The following is a 14,785-nucleotide window of genomic DNA, read 5'->3' as shown; positions in this document are numbered from 1 at the left end:
ACGACTCCGCCGCAGCAGGCCCCTCCTTCAAAACCGCAACCGCACGCGAAATCTCCGCCCGCGACAACGGATCCAACGGATGAGCCACCCCAACAACAGCCGAGGTTTCAATATCGAGAGTCATGCTTATCTCCTAGATAGAACGTGATGAGGATGCCTAGCGGCTGGGAGCCGCGGAGTGCGGCGCCCTGGTGTGGGTTGCTGGCGTTCGTCCAAGCAGGCCCTGTGTGGATTCTCAGAACTGTTCACCTTTGTCAGAACTGTTCATCGTTGATGCAAATAAGACTGTGTCGGCGCACCCTCCGAAGCCCTAAGGCTTCGGGAGGGACCGCCTGCCGGTGTGATGCCGGCCACTTTCAATCGGTCTGTGTAGAAAAAGCTACGCTATATAAAACATCTAGTCCAGCCTTTTTTAGGAATTACTTCCATATGACTGAAGTTAAAAGGTGGGTTGCGTTACGACTCGGGCGTTAGCCGGCCAGCAGCCAGTCGGAAGCAGCTTTGCGGTAGCGGATGATGCCTTTGTATTCGGCCATGTCGTCGGGGAGTTCTGCCAGGACGTGGCCAAACTTTTTCCGCCAGGTGGGGACTTTGGCGATGTCCCTGAGGGGCAGCAGGTAGCTGCGGATCAGGAACAGCAGGACTCCGGTGTGGGGGAGGCGGATGAGGTGCTGGACTTCGACGCGAAGGTGCAGCTTGTCGGGCATGTCGGGATCGGTGGCGATGGTTCCGCGGTCCGGGCCCCATTCGGGGTAGGTTTCGGTCGAGGTGTCCAGGCGGTTCCCGATGGTCATGGTCCAGTTGGTGCGGCGGAATTGTTCGCCGGGCTGCAGGCGCATGAGGAACTGCTCGGCGCGGGCGATGATGTTTTCTTCCTTGAGGCGCGGGACGGGGCCGTGGATTTCGAGGAAGCTCATGCCGACGTCGAAATTGAAGGACCAGTCCGCGGCGAAGGTGACCAGGCCGGCGTCGAGCCACATGGTGTTGTCGCGGACGTCGAGCAGGACGATGTCGTCCTGGATCTGGGTGCCGAGGAACCGGATGGGCTCCATGGGCAGCGAGTCGTCGTCGCCGATGGTGAATTCGATGTCGAGGTTCTGCAGGCCGTTGTGCCAGCGGCAGGTATTTCCTTCGCGGTGGAAGGACATGATGTTCGGGTTTTCCTCAGCCATGGCAGGGAGCAGGGTGGCGATTGTGTCCCACACCGCGGGCCGCATGTGGGGGAGGACCGCCATGCGTGAGGGGTCGCGGGCCAGGATCTCCTCGCGGTCCGCCAGTTCCTTAAGGTAGAACTCATCAATGTCGATCAGCCCGGCGCCCCAGGAGCCGGCGTCTGTCGCCACATTTTTATTGGCGGGTTCGACGTTGGCGCTGTAGCGGTACATCTCGCCGGTGAACGGGAAGGGGAAGCGCCTGATGCGTTCCGGCAGGGTCGCGGTGTCAGGGTCTCTGTCGATGGTGATGCTCAAAGGTCCAACTCCAATTCTGGGTCTTCGCTGCGTGAAACACAGCACATCATTGTGGTGTTCTCGGCCTTTTCCTGCTCGGTGAGGTAGAGATCCCGGTGCAGGGGGGTTCCTCGCAGGACCGGTAGGACGCATTCGCCGCAGATGCCCTTGCGGCACATGTTGGGGATGTTCTTGCCTGCCTTTTCGAGGGTTTCCAGCAGTGAAACGCCGGACGGCACGTCGAGTTTGATGCCGCTGCGGACCAGGTTCACGGTGAACGGTTCGCCATCATCCAGTTCGGCGGCGCCGAAGGCTTCCGAATGCAGCCTCGACGGTGACCATCCAAGCTCCCGGGCCTGCTCCAGGACGGAGTCCATGAATTCCGTGGGACCGCAGACGTAGAGGTGTGTTCCCAGGCTCTGGGTGGTGAGGTGTTCAGTGAGGACCTTCTGGAAACTGGTCCGGTTGCTGCATTCGGTCAGGGCCGGTCCGAGCAGTTCCCTTGCTTCGTCTACATGGGCCCCGGCGCCAGGCCGGTACACGTAGATCAGCGATGAGGTCGTGCCGCGGTCGGCTGCTGCCCGGGCGTGCGAGAGGACAGGGGTGATGCCGATACCGGCAGCGATCAGCAGGTGGTGCGTGGCTGTTGAGGCCGGTGCGAAGGCGCTGCGGGGCCGGGAAACATACACCCGGTCACCGGCAGCGAGCTGGTGCATCGCTACCGAACCCCCCGCGCCGGCCTCGACCCGGAGGACGGAGATGGTGTATTCGGAAGGGCCGTTGCCCGAGCCAGTGAGCGAGTACGCATTCACGCCGCTGCCGTACTGGACTACCAGGTGGCTGCCCGGGACATAGGAGGGAAGGCGCGCACCCGACGGATCTGCCAGCGTGATGCTCACGATCGATTCCGTCTGAGGGCTGACGTTCGTCACCTCAAGTTGGAGACCACCTTCCACCGCCGGGTGGGCGCTGATAGGGAGTGCGGTGATAGTCATGATGCCTCCTCGGCATGAGCTGCGTACCCCAGGTACGCGCCCATTCGGCGCGAAAAGTGATTTGTGGTGGCCAGGCTGGTGGCACATCCTTGGCACTGCACCTCGGAGCCGGCTGGCCGAACGGTGGTGGTAGTCGTATGGCAGTGCGGGCAGTAAATTACCCGGGGAGCAGCCTCGTCATTCAGGAGGGTGATCTCCTCCTGCTGCAGTCCGCATTCAGCGGCGACTGCTGCGGCTGCACGGATGTCCGCCGGGGGGCCGGCGAGTACGAGGCGGACTCCGACGTGCGATCGTCCGAGTGCGGACCTCAGCTCCGTTAGTGCCTCGCGGTTTGCAGCTTGAAAACGGAAGTCATGCCTGGGCTGGACACCGGTGTGTTGACCCGCGGTGTCACCTGTGGCGCCAAAGGACGCACAGATGACACCGCGGAAACCAGGTTCCAGGCCTGTGCCTGCTGCCGGCGGCATGGACGCGGAACGCATGGTCGGTCCTTACGGGGCGAAGGTGCGGTCGCCGGCGAAGAAGCCGAGGCCGTATTCGGGGGTCTCGAACTTGACGGTCGTGCCCTTCGGGAAGAACAGCACGTCGCGCTCCTTGGCGTGCGTGACTTCGCCGGTGGTCTGGTCGGTGAGGATGAATTCACCTGCGATGACGACCTTCATCTCGTCGTAGGTGTAGGTGTAGACCAGAGGCTCGGAAGCCTTCAGCTCGAAGAAGCCGGCACTCATGACCGAGCCTTCGGGGTTGTGGAGGGAGTCGCCGATTGCGGCCACTGTCCCAGGCTCGTCCATCGACGGCAGACCTACGTAGCCGCCTACTACCTTGTGGATGGATCCGGCCTTGCTGAGTGTTCCTACGAGGGTGGTTTCCATGGGTCTCTCCTGTGTCAATAATGGGTTCGTCAGAACTGTTCGTCTTTGTCAGAACTGTTCGTCTTCGGGTGCAAATGAATCTGCGCTGAAGGTCACCTCAACCCCGGTTATGCTCCGGGAGGGGACCCGCAAACCCGGCATCGCCTGCTTTCCAGAGGGGCCAGCCGAGCTCTTCTCTGACGTCTGCTGGTGTGATGCCGATCACGCTTCTTCGTCCCAAAAGCAAACCTACCCCCCGTAATTCTTCTAGTCCAGCTTTTTTTATTAAAAAGTTGTGCACTGGGTCACTATTAAGTCCCAGGCCAAGCATGCGGCCCGAGGGTGCTCACTTCACCCCCCAGCCTCAGGATGGCCTGTCTCAGGGCAGCAACCCCCCTCAGAACAACTACCCGCGCGCGGTTGCTTCTGCGGCGCTGCCGGCCTTTTGGGGATCTAAAAATTCCACGTGTGCCGGTATTGGGCGGGATGTGATTGCGTGGCTGTGCCTTGGCAACATCGGACTGGCGCAGAGCCCAGGACGCAAAGACAGGAAGACAAGACCGCTTCTCCAGCGGCCTTGCCTTCCTGTCTGTGGCAGGTCAGATCACGGCGTGGCCAAGCTTGACCTCTTCCGGAGACGCCAGTCCCTCAGAGAGGCTGGTTCCAGCACCTACGAGCTGGCCTTTTCCAGATCTGCGGCATCATGATCTGACGAGCGGGCAGTGGTTCCTTTGTCCTTCAGGCGTCTCGATTCATGCTGGGAGTAGAACCAGATGGGGATGTAGAGGGCAAGCACGATGAAACCGACCCAGGTTGGGGTCCAGCCAATCTCGAGGCTGTTCAGGTAAACCACGCCGATCAGGCACAGGGGCAGATTGAACAGGCCGAAGATCATGGCGACGTTCTTCCAGCCCTTGGGCGCCGTGAACGGCCTTTCCAGGCCAGCAAAGGCAGGGTGCCTCTTGGCCCTGACGTAGGCGAAGAGGCTGATGCCGTTGGCGCAGGTGTAGCCTATCGCCGATGCCGCGACGATTGCCGCGGGGTTTCCCATCGAAATCAGCAGCAGGTTGAAGGCTCCAATCACCAGCATGGCAACAAAGGGAGTGCCGTGGCGGTTCGTCTTGCCGAGGGACCTGGGAAGGTTGCCCTCTGTCGCCATGGAGTGCATTGCCCGCGACGAACCCAGGTAGGCCGTTTGGATGATCAGGATCATGGCGGCGATCAGCATAATGATGGTGATCATGGAACCGGCTTGGCCAAAGACTGCCTGGGCTACCGGAATGAGTGGCGACACGGGTTCGTCCAGTACGCCGTCGACACCGAGCACACCGATCACCGCAGCCTGCACCAGAACGAACGAGAAGAAGCAGATGATGCCGCAGGCAAACAGCGCCTTGGCGACGTCTTTGGCCGGGTTTTTGTATTCGGGGCCATAGATGGCTGCCGTTTCCCATGCGCAGGCACTCCACTGTGCGATCGCGAAGATGCCCAGGAGGATCAGGATGTGGTGCATGTCCCATGCCCAGTCGGCCGGCATCCAGCTGCCGGTGATGTTGGACATCTCAACGTGCCCGGTAGCAAAAGGTGCCGCTGTCAGGACAACCAGCGGTATTAGAGAGAATGCCGCCAGGATGTAACCCAGCTTCGCGCCGTCCTTGAGGCCGAACCAGTTCACCACGAACAATCCGGCGAAAATCACTGCCCCGGATATCAACGAGAGCTGATACTCCGTGAACGTCTCGCCCAGCACCGGAAACAGCCCGTGAAGGTAACCGCCGACCAGGATGGAAAAGATCGCCAGTACAGGGGTCCAGGCGAACCAGTAGCTCCAGGCGCTGAAGCCGCCGATCAGCTTGCTCTTGTCGTACTTGCCTTGGTAGTTCTCGGTACGAAAAACGTGCTGCGCAAAACCCGGCAGGCCGGAGGCCTTGGGAAAGGTTGTGGCCATCTCAGCGTACGCAGCGTTCTGAAAGAAGCCCTGAACGACAGACAATCCCCAGATCAGAATTGCTGCAGCCGATAAATACATCGGAAGGTAGCCCAAAGAAGGCAGAATCAGCAAGGGCACCCCCAGCGCGATGGCCAGGCCCTGCTTCCAGTCGATCGACCTCTCCAGGCCATCGCCCCCATCCAAACGCTTTTCACTCATAGCAATCTCCCTTAAACAACGTAAGAGTTGTCAGATTTTGGTCCGAGTCCTGCAAATGTTGCAGGCCGGATGAGGAAGCACTTCCCGAATACGACACCTTCGTCCCGGTTCCGCTGCAAGTTCAGGCCTGGTTCGTCACTGAATCCGACCTGGAAGCGAATCCGCTATCGGTGATCCCCTCTCCAACCCCCGCGGGCCGCCGCTGATAAGCGGCGGATTCTTCGAGCTGAAGGCTTCCGAGCCTGCGGCGTACGGATACACGCCGCGGCTCTCCTGTGAAACAGATCACTTCGAAGATTACTCCTTAAAGCTGCAATACAGTAGCTTTATCTTTAAGTGAGCGGCAGGAGCCGTGACCGGGCTAACGTGCCAGCCGGTCCATGGAGGTGGTGGCCGGAGAGGCCGGTGTCGCTAGCGATCCCCGCCGGTTCAAGCCTGCCCCTTCTGTGCATCATTGGGTGCCAACCGAGCTCCGCGGCTACCCACGCCGGTCATCCGCTAAAGATCCAGAAGTGAAGGTTTTTACACTACGAGGTGTAGATCAAAGAGAGTCCCAAGTGCGGAACGTTCAGGGCCAGTCGGTGCTGTTCGGGAGATCCGGGTTTGATCCGCTCGCCAACCAAGTACATTCCGGAGTTGCCGAGAATGACGCGATTACTGGCGTTTACGAGGGCCGCATCGCCCGGGATTACGCGCAAGTGGGGCATGATGAGGGGTTCCAGGTCCTTGATGCGGATGTCGCATCCCGCAACCCCAGTGAAGGCTCCATGCACGGAGAAAGGTGCAGTGAACGTCAGGATGTATTCCTCGAAGCCGAGATAGTCGATGTACGGGCCCCATAGAGTCTGTTCACCTGTGGAAGCAGCGGTGGAGAAAAACGGCAGCTTCTCATAGTCGTAATACCGGTTGCTGCCCGGAGTCAGGTCGAAATCCAGCCTTCCGACGGCACCAGATCCCTTGCGGGACCACCATTCCAAGGCCCGGCCGCCCTCCTCAACGGATTCATGGGCGAAGAACGCCCCGGCGCCGACGGCAAAATCGTTCTTCGCGAGGAACTCCCGTGAGAGTTTGTCCAACCCCACCAAGGCGGCCTTATCAACCTTGGACTTGCCGACGAGATTTCGCTCAAGCAGCGAGGCAACGTTCCTGGAGAGTTCCTCGATCTCCGTGGAGACGCCGTTGGTCCACGAAGTAAGGGCATTGGCGGCGTGTACGACTTCAGTGTCGGGCTTCATTGGGTTCCTGAATTGATTGGCTGTAACCGAGGGTCAGTTTCGTGTCTATGAGGTGAAAAATGTTCCGCCTGATGTGCTCAAGTGCCAGTTTCTGGGCCTTCTCGGGTTGATCCTGGGCCACTGCCCGGACCAACTCCAAGTGTTCAGCGGTTGCCGTTTCGGGGTCAAGCGCTACGCCCAGGGGGGCCCATAGCTGTTGAACTGACTCTTCCTGAAGCCGGATTTCGGCGTTGGCCAGCCTTGGTGATTGCGCTGATACAGCTAACTCGATGTGGAAGCGGCTGTCAGCAGATGCTCGAACCTCGGGCGTCCTGGCCAGAACCAATGCCCGCGCAAGTTCCTGGAGGCGCTCGAAGTCATGTGCTTCCGCGCGTTCACATGCCAGCCGGACGGTGGTGGCGGCAATAGCCGAATGCTCGTCTCCGATGTCGCGTATTTCAGAAATAGACGTCGAGAGAAACCAGTCCCGTATGGCGTCGGTCTGGCTCTGAGGCTGCCGGACGACAAAGGATCCACCGCTGCGGCCGCGGCGAGTCTCTACGATTCCCCGCTCGCGCAGCTCCCCCAACGCTTCGCGTAGGGTGGCGCCGCCAACCCCGAACATCTCCGACAGTGCCGCTTCGGGGGGCAATCGTTCACCCACCTTGAGCAACCCCAGGGAGATGGCCGTGGAAATTCTGTCGACAATGGCATCGGCCCGCTCGATTTCGGGCAAGGAGCGATATATCTGCGACTCGAAGGGGGTCGGCGAGGCCAAAAGTCTGCGCTCCGAAGATGGGCTACGGGTTGGGGCTAATACTACAGTCCGGGAGTACTTAAGGACTTTGATCTCATCTAGAGTCTTTGGGCCGTTGCCCTCTCCTGAGCCAATTCCCACACACCGACCATCCTTAAGGGTAGTCAGAACCGTCAGAAAACAGTGTTACCCCTGCCCGTCTGCTTCGGAATCATGGATATCAACCAGAAAGCATCCACTCGGCACTTACAGGCCGATGGCCGAATCGAAGGGAAAAATCGTGAATCCGACAGCAACCGCGACGAGTACGGTCTACAGCACCACAGATGACATCGTCCGCAACCTGTCCCTCGTCAGGGACGAGATCGCGGCCACGGCGGCCAAAATCGACGAACAGCAGGTAGCCGGTCTGGCACGCCACATCAGCCTGACAGGCCGCATTTTTGTCGCCGGAGCGGGCCGCAGCGGCCTCGTCCTGCGCATGGCCGCCATGAGGCTGATGCACCTGGGCCTGAACGTCCACGTCGCCGGCGACACCACCACACCGGCCATCAGCTCCGGTGACCTGCTCCTGGTCGCTTCCGGATCGGGAACGACCTCCGGAGTGGTCAAGGCAGCGGAAACAGCAGCCAAGGCCGGAGCACGGATTGCCGCGTTCACCACCAACCCGGACTCGCCGCTTGCCGGACTTGCCGACGCAGTGGTGATCATCCCCGCCGCCCAGAAGACCGACCACGGCACCAGCGTTTCGCGCCAGTACGCCGGGTCGCTCTTCGAACAGGTACTTTTCGTGGCCACCGAGGCCATCTTCCAGTCGCTCTGGGACAACGACGCCCAGCCGGCGGAGGAGTTGTGGCTGCGCCACGCCAACCTCGAGTAACAGCCAACCTCGATTAGCCCAGGCGGCCTGCACTTCAAGCCACCCAATTTTCAACACCCAATTGCAGTTCCCTTACAGAAAGAAACAACATCATGAAGCTCCAAGTTGCTATCGACCTCCTGACCACCGAAGCTGCCCTCGAACTTGCCGGCAAGGTTGCCGAATACGTGGACATCATCGAACTCGGCACCCCGCTGATCAAGGCCGAAGGCCTGTCCGCCATCACGGCCATCAAGGAAGCCCACCCCGACAAGATCGTTTTCGCTGACCTGAAGACGATGGACGCCGGCGAGCTCGAAGCCGACATCGCCTTCAAGGCCGGCGCCGACCTGGTCACCGTGCTCGGTGCCGCCGATGACTCCACCATCGCCGGTGCGGTCAAGGCAGCCCAGGCCCACAACAAGGGCGTGGTCGTGGACCTCATCGGCATCGAGGACAAGGTCACCCGTGCCAAGGAAGTCCGCGCGCTGGGTGCGAAGTTCGTTGAGATGCACGCCGGCCTGGACGAGCAGGCCAAGCCCGGTTTCGACCTGAACGGTCTGCTCCGCGCCGGCGCCGAAGCCCGCGTTCCGTTCTCCGTGGCCGGCGGCGTGAAGCTCGCCACCATCGCGGACGTCCAGAAGGCCGGCGCTGATGTCGCCGTCGCCGGCGGTGCCATCTACGGTGCAGCCGACCCCGCACTGGCCGCCAAGGAACTCCGCGCAGCCATCGTCTAAGTCTCCGGTTGACGGTGGCGTCCCGCAGCGTACGGCTGCGGGGCGCCGCCGCCGGAGTTAAGACGCAGTACACCCCAGGATGAGTGGTTGATATTGGGGGACCCTAACCCCCGGGAAGGAAGCTGTTCATCATGCATAGTCAGGCCGCCGAGTACGTGGAAGTCCTCGTTAACGACCCCGTTCGACTTTACGAGTTGCTCGATGATGCAGAAGCCGTGCTCCGGCAGAAGCCACAACGGTTTGCCGGCATCCTGGTCACGCGCCATGCGCCAGACCGGTACACGCTCACGCTCAGCGACGCCGTTCCCTTTGGGGAGACACGCGAGCTAATTCTCTCGTGACCGTCAGTCGAGGGCACACTGCCTGTCGAAAGTTAGAAGGCAACAATGTCTGTTACTTACCCTGATTCGAATGTGAGGTCCGGGCAGAATCCGCTCCGGGACCCCCGCGACCGCCGGCTGTCCCGCGTGGCGGGTCCGTCGTCCCTGGTGCTCTTTGGCATAACCGGAGACCTGGCGCGCAAGAAGCTTTTGCCCGCCGTGTATGACCTTGCGAATCGGGGACTCTTGCCACCGAGCTTTGCGCTGGTGGGCTTTGGCCGGCAGAGCCGGACGAAAGACGATCTCACCGCCGAGATAAAAGAGGCCGTCAAAGCATATTCCCGGACGCCGTTCGATGAGACGGTGTGGGCACAGCTTTCCGAGGGCATCCGTTTTGTTCAGGGCGCGTTCGACGACGACGCCGCCTTTGGGCGGCTTTCCGCCACTCTGGCTGAACTGGACGAGCAGCGCGGCACCCAAGGGAACCACGCGTTCTATCTGTCGATCCCGCCGAAGACCTTCGAGCTCGTTTGCCGGCAGCTTTCAAAGCACGGCCTGGCTCGGGCCGAAGGCGAGAAATGGCGGCGCGTGGTGATCGAGAAGCCGTTTGGCCACGACCTTCAAACAGCCCGGCAACTCAACGACATTGTGGAGTCCGTGTTCCCACCCGATTCGGTGTTCCGGATCGACCATTACCTGGGCAAGGAAACGGTCCAGAACATCCTGGCCTTGCGTTTCGTCAACCAGCTGTTCGAGCCGTTGTGGAACTCGAAGTACGTGGATCACGTGCAGATCACCATGGCGGAGGACATCGGCACCGGCGGCCGGGCAGGGTATTACGACGGCGTGGGTGCGGCCCGTGACGTGATCCAGAACCACCTGCTGCAGCTGCTCGCGCTGACCGCGATGGAGGAACCGATCTCCTTCAAGGCCGATGACCTGCGCGCGGAGAAGGAGAAAGTCCTCGCCGCCGTCCAACTTCCTGAGGACCTGTCCACGCATTCGGCCCGCGGGCAGTTCGCCGGCGGCTGGCAGGGCGGCGAACAGGTTCGGGGCTACCTGGAGGAAGACGGGATTCCGGCCGACTCGACCACGGAAACGTACGCGGCAATCCGGGTGGACATCAACACCCGGCGCTGGTCCGGTGTGCCCTTCTACCTGCGTGCCGGCAAGCGGCTGGGCCGGCGGGTCACGGAGATCGCGGTGGTGTTTAAACGTGCACCGAACCTGCTCTTCCAAGACCACGGGGATGACGACTTCGGACAGAACGCAGTGGTGATCCGGGTCCAGCCGGACGAGGGCGCCACGATCCGGTTCGGTTCCAAGGTCCCCGGCACCCAGATGGAGGTCCGGGACGTGACCATGGACTTCGGCTATGGCCATGCCTTTACCGAGTCGAGCCCCGAAGCCTACGAGCGGCTGATCCTGGACGTGCTGCTGGGTGAGCCACCGCTGTTTCCGCGCCACCAAGAGGTGGAACTGTCCTGGAAAATCCTGGACCCGTTCGAAGAGTACTGGGCCAGCCTGGGCGAACAGCCCGAGCCGTACGCGCCCGGCAGCTGGGGCCCTGCCTCGGCTGATGAGCTGCTAGCCCGTGATGGGCGTACCTGGAGAAGGCCATGATTGTAGATCTTCCAAGCACTACCACCTCCAAGGTTTCCAAAAGGATCCAGTCCCTGCGCGAGCAGGGCGGCGTGATCGCCCTCGGCCGCGTACTGACCCTCGTGGTCATCACAAAGTCGGGACTCGAAGAAGAAGCGATCGAGGCAGCCAACGAGGCCAGCCGCGAGCACCCGTGCAGGATCATCGTGCTCGCGGCGGGCTCAGCGCAGGACTCCACCCGTTTGGACGCCCAGATCAGGGTAGGCGGGGACGCCGGCGCGTCCGAGGTCATCGTGCTGCGCGGCTTCGGGGAACTCGCAGGGGAAAGTGAGTCCCTCGTGGCGGCCCTGCTGCTGCCTGACGCCCCCATCGTGGCGTGGTGGCCGCATGGAGCACCCGACAATGCCAGCGAAACCTCGATCGGACGCATCGCACACCGCAGGATCACGGACTCGGCCAACGGGACGGATCCGCAGAGGGCCTTGGAGAACATCCGGAACACCTATAAGGCAGGCGACACCGACCTCGCCTGGACCCGCCTGACCAACTGGCGGATCCAGCTCGCAGCCGTCCTGGACCAACCGGATAGCTCACCGGTCACCGCGGTCGCCGTCGAGGGTGCCGTCGATTCCCCCAGTACGTTCCTGCTGGCCGCTTGGCTGCAACGGGCCCTGAACGCCCACGTCACCATCGTCGAGCACCCCGCCGGCACCGGGATCCGGGGCGTCCGGCTGTCCCGGGCCTCCGGTGACATCCGGCTTATCCGGTCCGGATCCACCGTGGCCGAACTGACCCAGCCCGGGCAACCCACGCAGCGGATATCCCTGCCGCGCCGCAGCCTCCAGGACTGCCTGGTCGAGGAACTGCGCCGGCTCGATCCCGACGATGTATTCGGTGAAACGGTGCGTAGCCTTGGTAGCTCCGAGGTGCACCAGGAAACCCTTTACGAGCCGGGCACCCTGGAACTCGCCGCCTTCGGGGTGCCGGCTTGAACCGATCCGCGGGCGACCGCTGAAGCTGCCGGCCGAAGGTCTCCCAGTAAGCATGGCTCCGCTCCGGGTTCAACTCAGAACAGGAGCGGAGCCAGTCGTTTGCTCACTTCCCGGGCAGCTTCGGCATGTTCGTAAATAGTGGCGAACCGTTCCGAGGGGCCGGATAGGCACAGGGCTGCGCCGGCAGGCCCGTCGGGCAGTCCCACGGGAAGTGCCAGACTCGCGGATCCCTGCTCAAGTTCGTTGAATTCCGCGGCCTCACCTTTGAGCCGTATCTCTGCGAGCTGCGCTTCCAACTGGCCGCTGTCCGTAATGGTGTGCTGTGTCAGCTTCGTCAACGGCCCTCTCGGGAGGAGGGCGGCCGAATCGGCAAGTTCGGCGAGCATGAGTTTTCCTGCGGCGGAAGCGTGCGGGTAACGCAGCATTTCATAAGCCGAGTGCAGCGGATAATCCCTGTCCTCATCGGCGATTCTGAGGGATGCGTTGCGGAACATGATGAGGTGCACGGCGAAACGGTTACCCCGGCGGAATTCTTCTATTGCCAAGCGTGCGGCGGTGGGAACGGTCGGGGGATTCGCAGCCGTAACCAGGCCCGCAATGGCGTGTCCGAGCGCAAAGCCGCGGAGGTCCGACGTGCGGGCCAGATATTCGTCCGCGACAAGCGCATTGAGGACCCGGTACGCAGTCGCCTGGGGCATCTGCAGGGCGTCGGTGATTTCTTTTGCCGTCGTACCGGTGCCGTACTGCGCCACGATTTCCAGGATTTTGAGCGGGTTTGACGCCGTGCTGGGCTTGGAGCTGGGCCGGTAGTAGTTCACTGGGTGGGCCTGCCCTGAAACAGGTCCAGTTCCCGCGTCTCGTCGTAGATGCCAACAGATGCCAGACGTTTGGGGAACCGCACGTGAAGGAAGGTGGCGTAAACGACACTGGCGAGGAGGACGGCAGCGTAGATGATGGTCTCCAGGCTGCCTGTACGAATCGATGCCGCCGCCGCGGTCCAGAACACCGCCGTGAGGACCAGCGTGGTTGCTGCTCCCAGTATCCAGTTGGCGAGGGTACTCTCCCCTATACGGCGCAGGAAGAAGGGCATCGAGGCGCTGGCAAGCACATAGGATCCTAGGTATCCGTAGGCGCCAAGCGTTAGCAGGTTTACGAGGCCGCGTTCAGGACCGGTACCAGCGACGATGATCGCGATGGGAACGATGGCAACTACCGGCATTATGACCATGATTGCCATCGAAGGCGTTCTAAAGACGGGATGGGTCCTGCCGGCTATCTTCGGCGCAACGCCTTCCCTGCCCATGCAAAAGAATATCCGGGCAAGGGCGTTCATCGAGGCGATCGCACACGCAAACCACGATGCCGCGATCCCCAGGTCAAGGATTGCAGCGGAGACAGGGGAAGCCTGGGAAAACAGGTCGGACAGGGGAGTGGAGCTGGCCGCGATGTTTAACGGTGCCTCCTTGAGGGCAGCGTCCTGGGCGGTCACGGCCAGAAGGCAAAGCACACCCATGAGGATCGGAGTCCACGTGATGGCCCGGGGGACGGTAACGAAGGGTTTGTTCGCCTCCCCTCCCAACGTCGTCGGGCTTTCGAAGCCGACAAAGGCACTAACGGCCACGACGATTCCGATGGGTAACGCGTCGAAATTGCCGTTCCAGGCGAACACGCTCCCGAGACTGATCTTCGACGGATTGACGGCGAAGTAGACGATCATCAGGACGGCGAGGACGCCGATCGAGATCGCTTCCATCAACACCGTGAACCACGCCGATATCCGGATCCCCCTGACCATGAGGAGACAGGCGGCGGCTGCAGCGGCAACAATAACCAGCACCGTGAACACCTTGGAGTGTGTGACAGGGACACCAAGGTTGCTGAACAGCTGGGCGACGTATATGCCGACGAGCAGCAGGCCGGCCATGGCCACGAGGCCGTAACCGAAGATGGCCGACCATCCGGCGGTGATCGCCGTCCGCTGGCCAAGTCCCTTGGCTGTGTAACTGTAGAGGCCGCTTACCGCTGCCATGCGCTGTGCCATGGGCCTTAGGCAGAAGGCAACCAGCACCATGACGGCCATGGCTACGCCGAACGTCACCAAAAGGTTCGGTCCATTGGATCCAAAGACAAGACCCGGGAACACAAGAGCCGGGATGACGGACATGGCACCGGCCGGCGCCACACCGGCAACTGCCTGTGCGAAGACCGGCAAGAAGGAAAGATTTCGGCGGCGCAGACCCTCCACCGGAGACCGGGGAGTGATGAAGCGATCACCGCGTGCAGACACTGGGTACCAACTCTCCCTTCGGATGGGCGTGCTCGCCTCGCTCCGAGGGGGCGCAAGTCATCGAGCCGCGGTGCAGAACATTAGCATTTCCGCACTGGCAACGATAGCCACCGGTACGTTTCCGAATGTTTCCAACATGTTAACTCGAGTGGGAATTTCCGTCCCCGAATTTCTCAAGTAAATCCTTTTGAAAGCCTCGCCTAAAAGAATTCGCTCACGTAGCTTTGCTTCTTGTAAGGCATGCAGGTGACCGGAATCACACCGGTCGGCTCGCCGCAGAGCTCTGCTGGCTCCGACGGGAACACCACCCATCGGGCCGGGAAACGAATCCAGGCCGGGCGCGTGTGGGCCAACAACCACTGCCTACCCCTCGGCTCCTTTCCGGCCCGTTTTCCGAAGCACTTCGGCTTCCAGTCCGCAGGGCCCTAATCCAAACCACTTAGGAGAATCATGACTATCGATACCGAGATTGAGTCCGTTGTTGGGGTGGCTCATCCGTTGGATCCGTTGTCGCGGGCGGAGATTTCGCGTGCGGTTGCGGTTTTGAAGGAGGGGCCTGCTGCGGCGGAGTCGT

General features: G+C 61.5%; 14 protein-coding genes. 5 read left to right on the top strand and 9 right to left on the bottom strand.

All coding sequences use genetic code 11. The annotated features are described in order from the left end of the window. Positions 1 to 470: 470 nt before the first annotated feature. The 7 genes from AC5RWD_RS22440 to AC5RWD_RS22410 all read right to left on the bottom strand — a co-directional run bounded on the left by AC5RWD_RS22440 (position 471) and on the right by AC5RWD_RS22410 (position 7,393). Positions 471 to 1,469 carry a heme-dependent oxidative N-demethylase family protein gene (locus tag AC5RWD_RS22440; RefSeq protein ID WP_494022135.1) on the bottom strand — a complete coding sequence of 333 codons (999 nt, stop codon included), beginning with the start codon at positions 1,467 to 1,469 and terminating at the stop codon, positions 471 to 473. Further along, positions 1,466 to 2,443 (bottom strand): PDR/VanB family oxidoreductase, encoded by a 978-nt coding sequence (locus AC5RWD_RS22435; RefSeq protein ID WP_494022134.1) that lies wholly within the window; start codon positions 2,441 to 2,443, stop codon positions 1,466 to 1,468. The genes AC5RWD_RS22440 and AC5RWD_RS22435 overlap by 4 nt, the downstream gene beginning before the upstream one ends. Continuing rightward, the gene (locus AC5RWD_RS22430; protein WP_494022136.1) at positions 2,440 to 2,910 is read right to left on the bottom strand and encodes a dimethylamine monooxygenase subunit DmmA family protein; all 471 of its coding nucleotides are present in this window, start codon (positions 2,908 to 2,910) and stop codon (positions 2,440 to 2,442) included. Before AC5RWD_RS22430 ends, AC5RWD_RS22435 begins: the two co-directional genes overlap by 4 nt. A 24-nt stretch (positions 2,911 to 2,934) precedes the next feature. Next, positions 2,935 to 3,315 carry a cupin domain-containing protein gene (locus tag AC5RWD_RS22425; RefSeq protein ID WP_494022133.1) on the bottom strand — a complete coding sequence of 127 codons (381 nt, stop codon included), beginning with the start codon at positions 3,313 to 3,315 and terminating at the stop codon, positions 2,935 to 2,937. Positions 3,316 to 3,964: 649 nt separating this feature from the next. Next, positions 3,965 to 5,443 carry an APC family permease gene (locus tag AC5RWD_RS22420; protein WP_494022132.1) on the bottom strand — a complete coding sequence of 493 codons (1,479 nt, stop codon included), beginning with the start codon at positions 5,441 to 5,443 and terminating at the stop codon, positions 3,965 to 3,967. A gap of 527 nt (positions 5,444 to 5,970) precedes the next feature. Further along, positions 5,971 to 6,678 (bottom strand): cache domain-containing protein, encoded by a 708-nt coding sequence (locus AC5RWD_RS22415; protein WP_494022131.1) that lies wholly within the window; start codon positions 6,676 to 6,678, stop codon positions 5,971 to 5,973. Next, positions 6,662 to 7,393 carry a FadR/GntR family transcriptional regulator gene (locus tag AC5RWD_RS22410; RefSeq protein ID WP_494022130.1) on the bottom strand — a complete coding sequence of 244 codons (732 nt, stop codon included), beginning with the start codon at positions 7,391 to 7,393 and terminating at the stop codon, positions 6,662 to 6,664. Before AC5RWD_RS22410 ends, AC5RWD_RS22415 begins: the two co-directional genes overlap by 17 nt. A gap of 301 nt (positions 7,394 to 7,694) precedes the next feature. Here AC5RWD_RS22410 and hxlB point away from each other — a divergent pair, with 301 nt between their 5' ends. The 5 genes from hxlB (at position 7,695) to AC5RWD_RS22385 (ending at position 11,924) form a co-directional block, all read left to right on the top strand. Further along, positions 7,695 to 8,294 (top strand): 6-phospho-3-hexuloisomerase, encoded by a 600-nt coding sequence (hxlB, locus tag AC5RWD_RS22405; protein WP_494022129.1) that lies wholly within the window; start codon positions 7,695 to 7,697, stop codon positions 8,292 to 8,294. A gap of 92 nt (positions 8,295 to 8,386) precedes the next feature. Beyond that, positions 8,387 to 9,010, top strand: a complete 624-nt coding sequence (hxlA, locus tag AC5RWD_RS22400; protein ID WP_494022128.1) for a 3-hexulose-6-phosphate synthase — start codon at positions 8,387 to 8,389, stop codon at positions 9,008 to 9,010. Between the two features lie 131 nt (positions 9,011 to 9,141). After that, on the top strand, positions 9,142 to 9,351 hold the full coding sequence (locus tag AC5RWD_RS22395; RefSeq protein ID WP_494022127.1) for a hypothetical protein: 210 nt from the start codon (positions 9,142 to 9,144) through the stop codon (positions 9,349 to 9,351). Between the two features lie 45 nt (positions 9,352 to 9,396). Further along, positions 9,397 to 10,953 carry a glucose-6-phosphate dehydrogenase gene (zwf, locus tag AC5RWD_RS22390; protein WP_494022126.1) on the top strand — a complete coding sequence of 519 codons (1,557 nt, stop codon included), beginning with the start codon at positions 9,397 to 9,399 and terminating at the stop codon, positions 10,951 to 10,953. Beyond that, positions 10,950 to 11,924 carry a glucose-6-phosphate dehydrogenase assembly protein OpcA gene (locus AC5RWD_RS22385; protein WP_494022125.1) on the top strand — a complete coding sequence of 325 codons (975 nt, stop codon included), beginning with the start codon at positions 10,950 to 10,952 and terminating at the stop codon, positions 11,922 to 11,924. Before zwf ends, AC5RWD_RS22385 begins: the two co-directional genes overlap by 4 nt. A 74-nt stretch (positions 11,925 to 11,998) precedes the next feature. Here AC5RWD_RS22385 and AC5RWD_RS22380 read toward each other — a convergent pair whose 3' ends face one another. Continuing rightward, a complete protein-coding gene (locus tag AC5RWD_RS22380; protein WP_494022124.1) occupies positions 11,999 to 12,742 on the bottom strand; it encodes an IclR family transcriptional regulator in 744 nt (247 codons plus the stop codon). Further along, the gene (locus AC5RWD_RS22375) at positions 12,739 to 14,136 is read right to left on the bottom strand and encodes an APC family permease (RefSeq protein ID WP_494022123.1); all 1,398 of its coding nucleotides are present in this window, start codon (positions 14,134 to 14,136) and stop codon (positions 12,739 to 12,741) included. The genes AC5RWD_RS22380 and AC5RWD_RS22375 overlap by 4 nt, the downstream gene beginning before the upstream one ends. Positions 14,137 to 14,785: the final 649 nt, after the last annotated feature.

It is taken from the genome of Arthrobacter sp. CMU6, assembly GCF_059090205.1.
The sequence above is the reverse complement of the archived record's forward strand: the minus strand, read 5'-3'. Positions and strand labels throughout refer to the sequence as shown.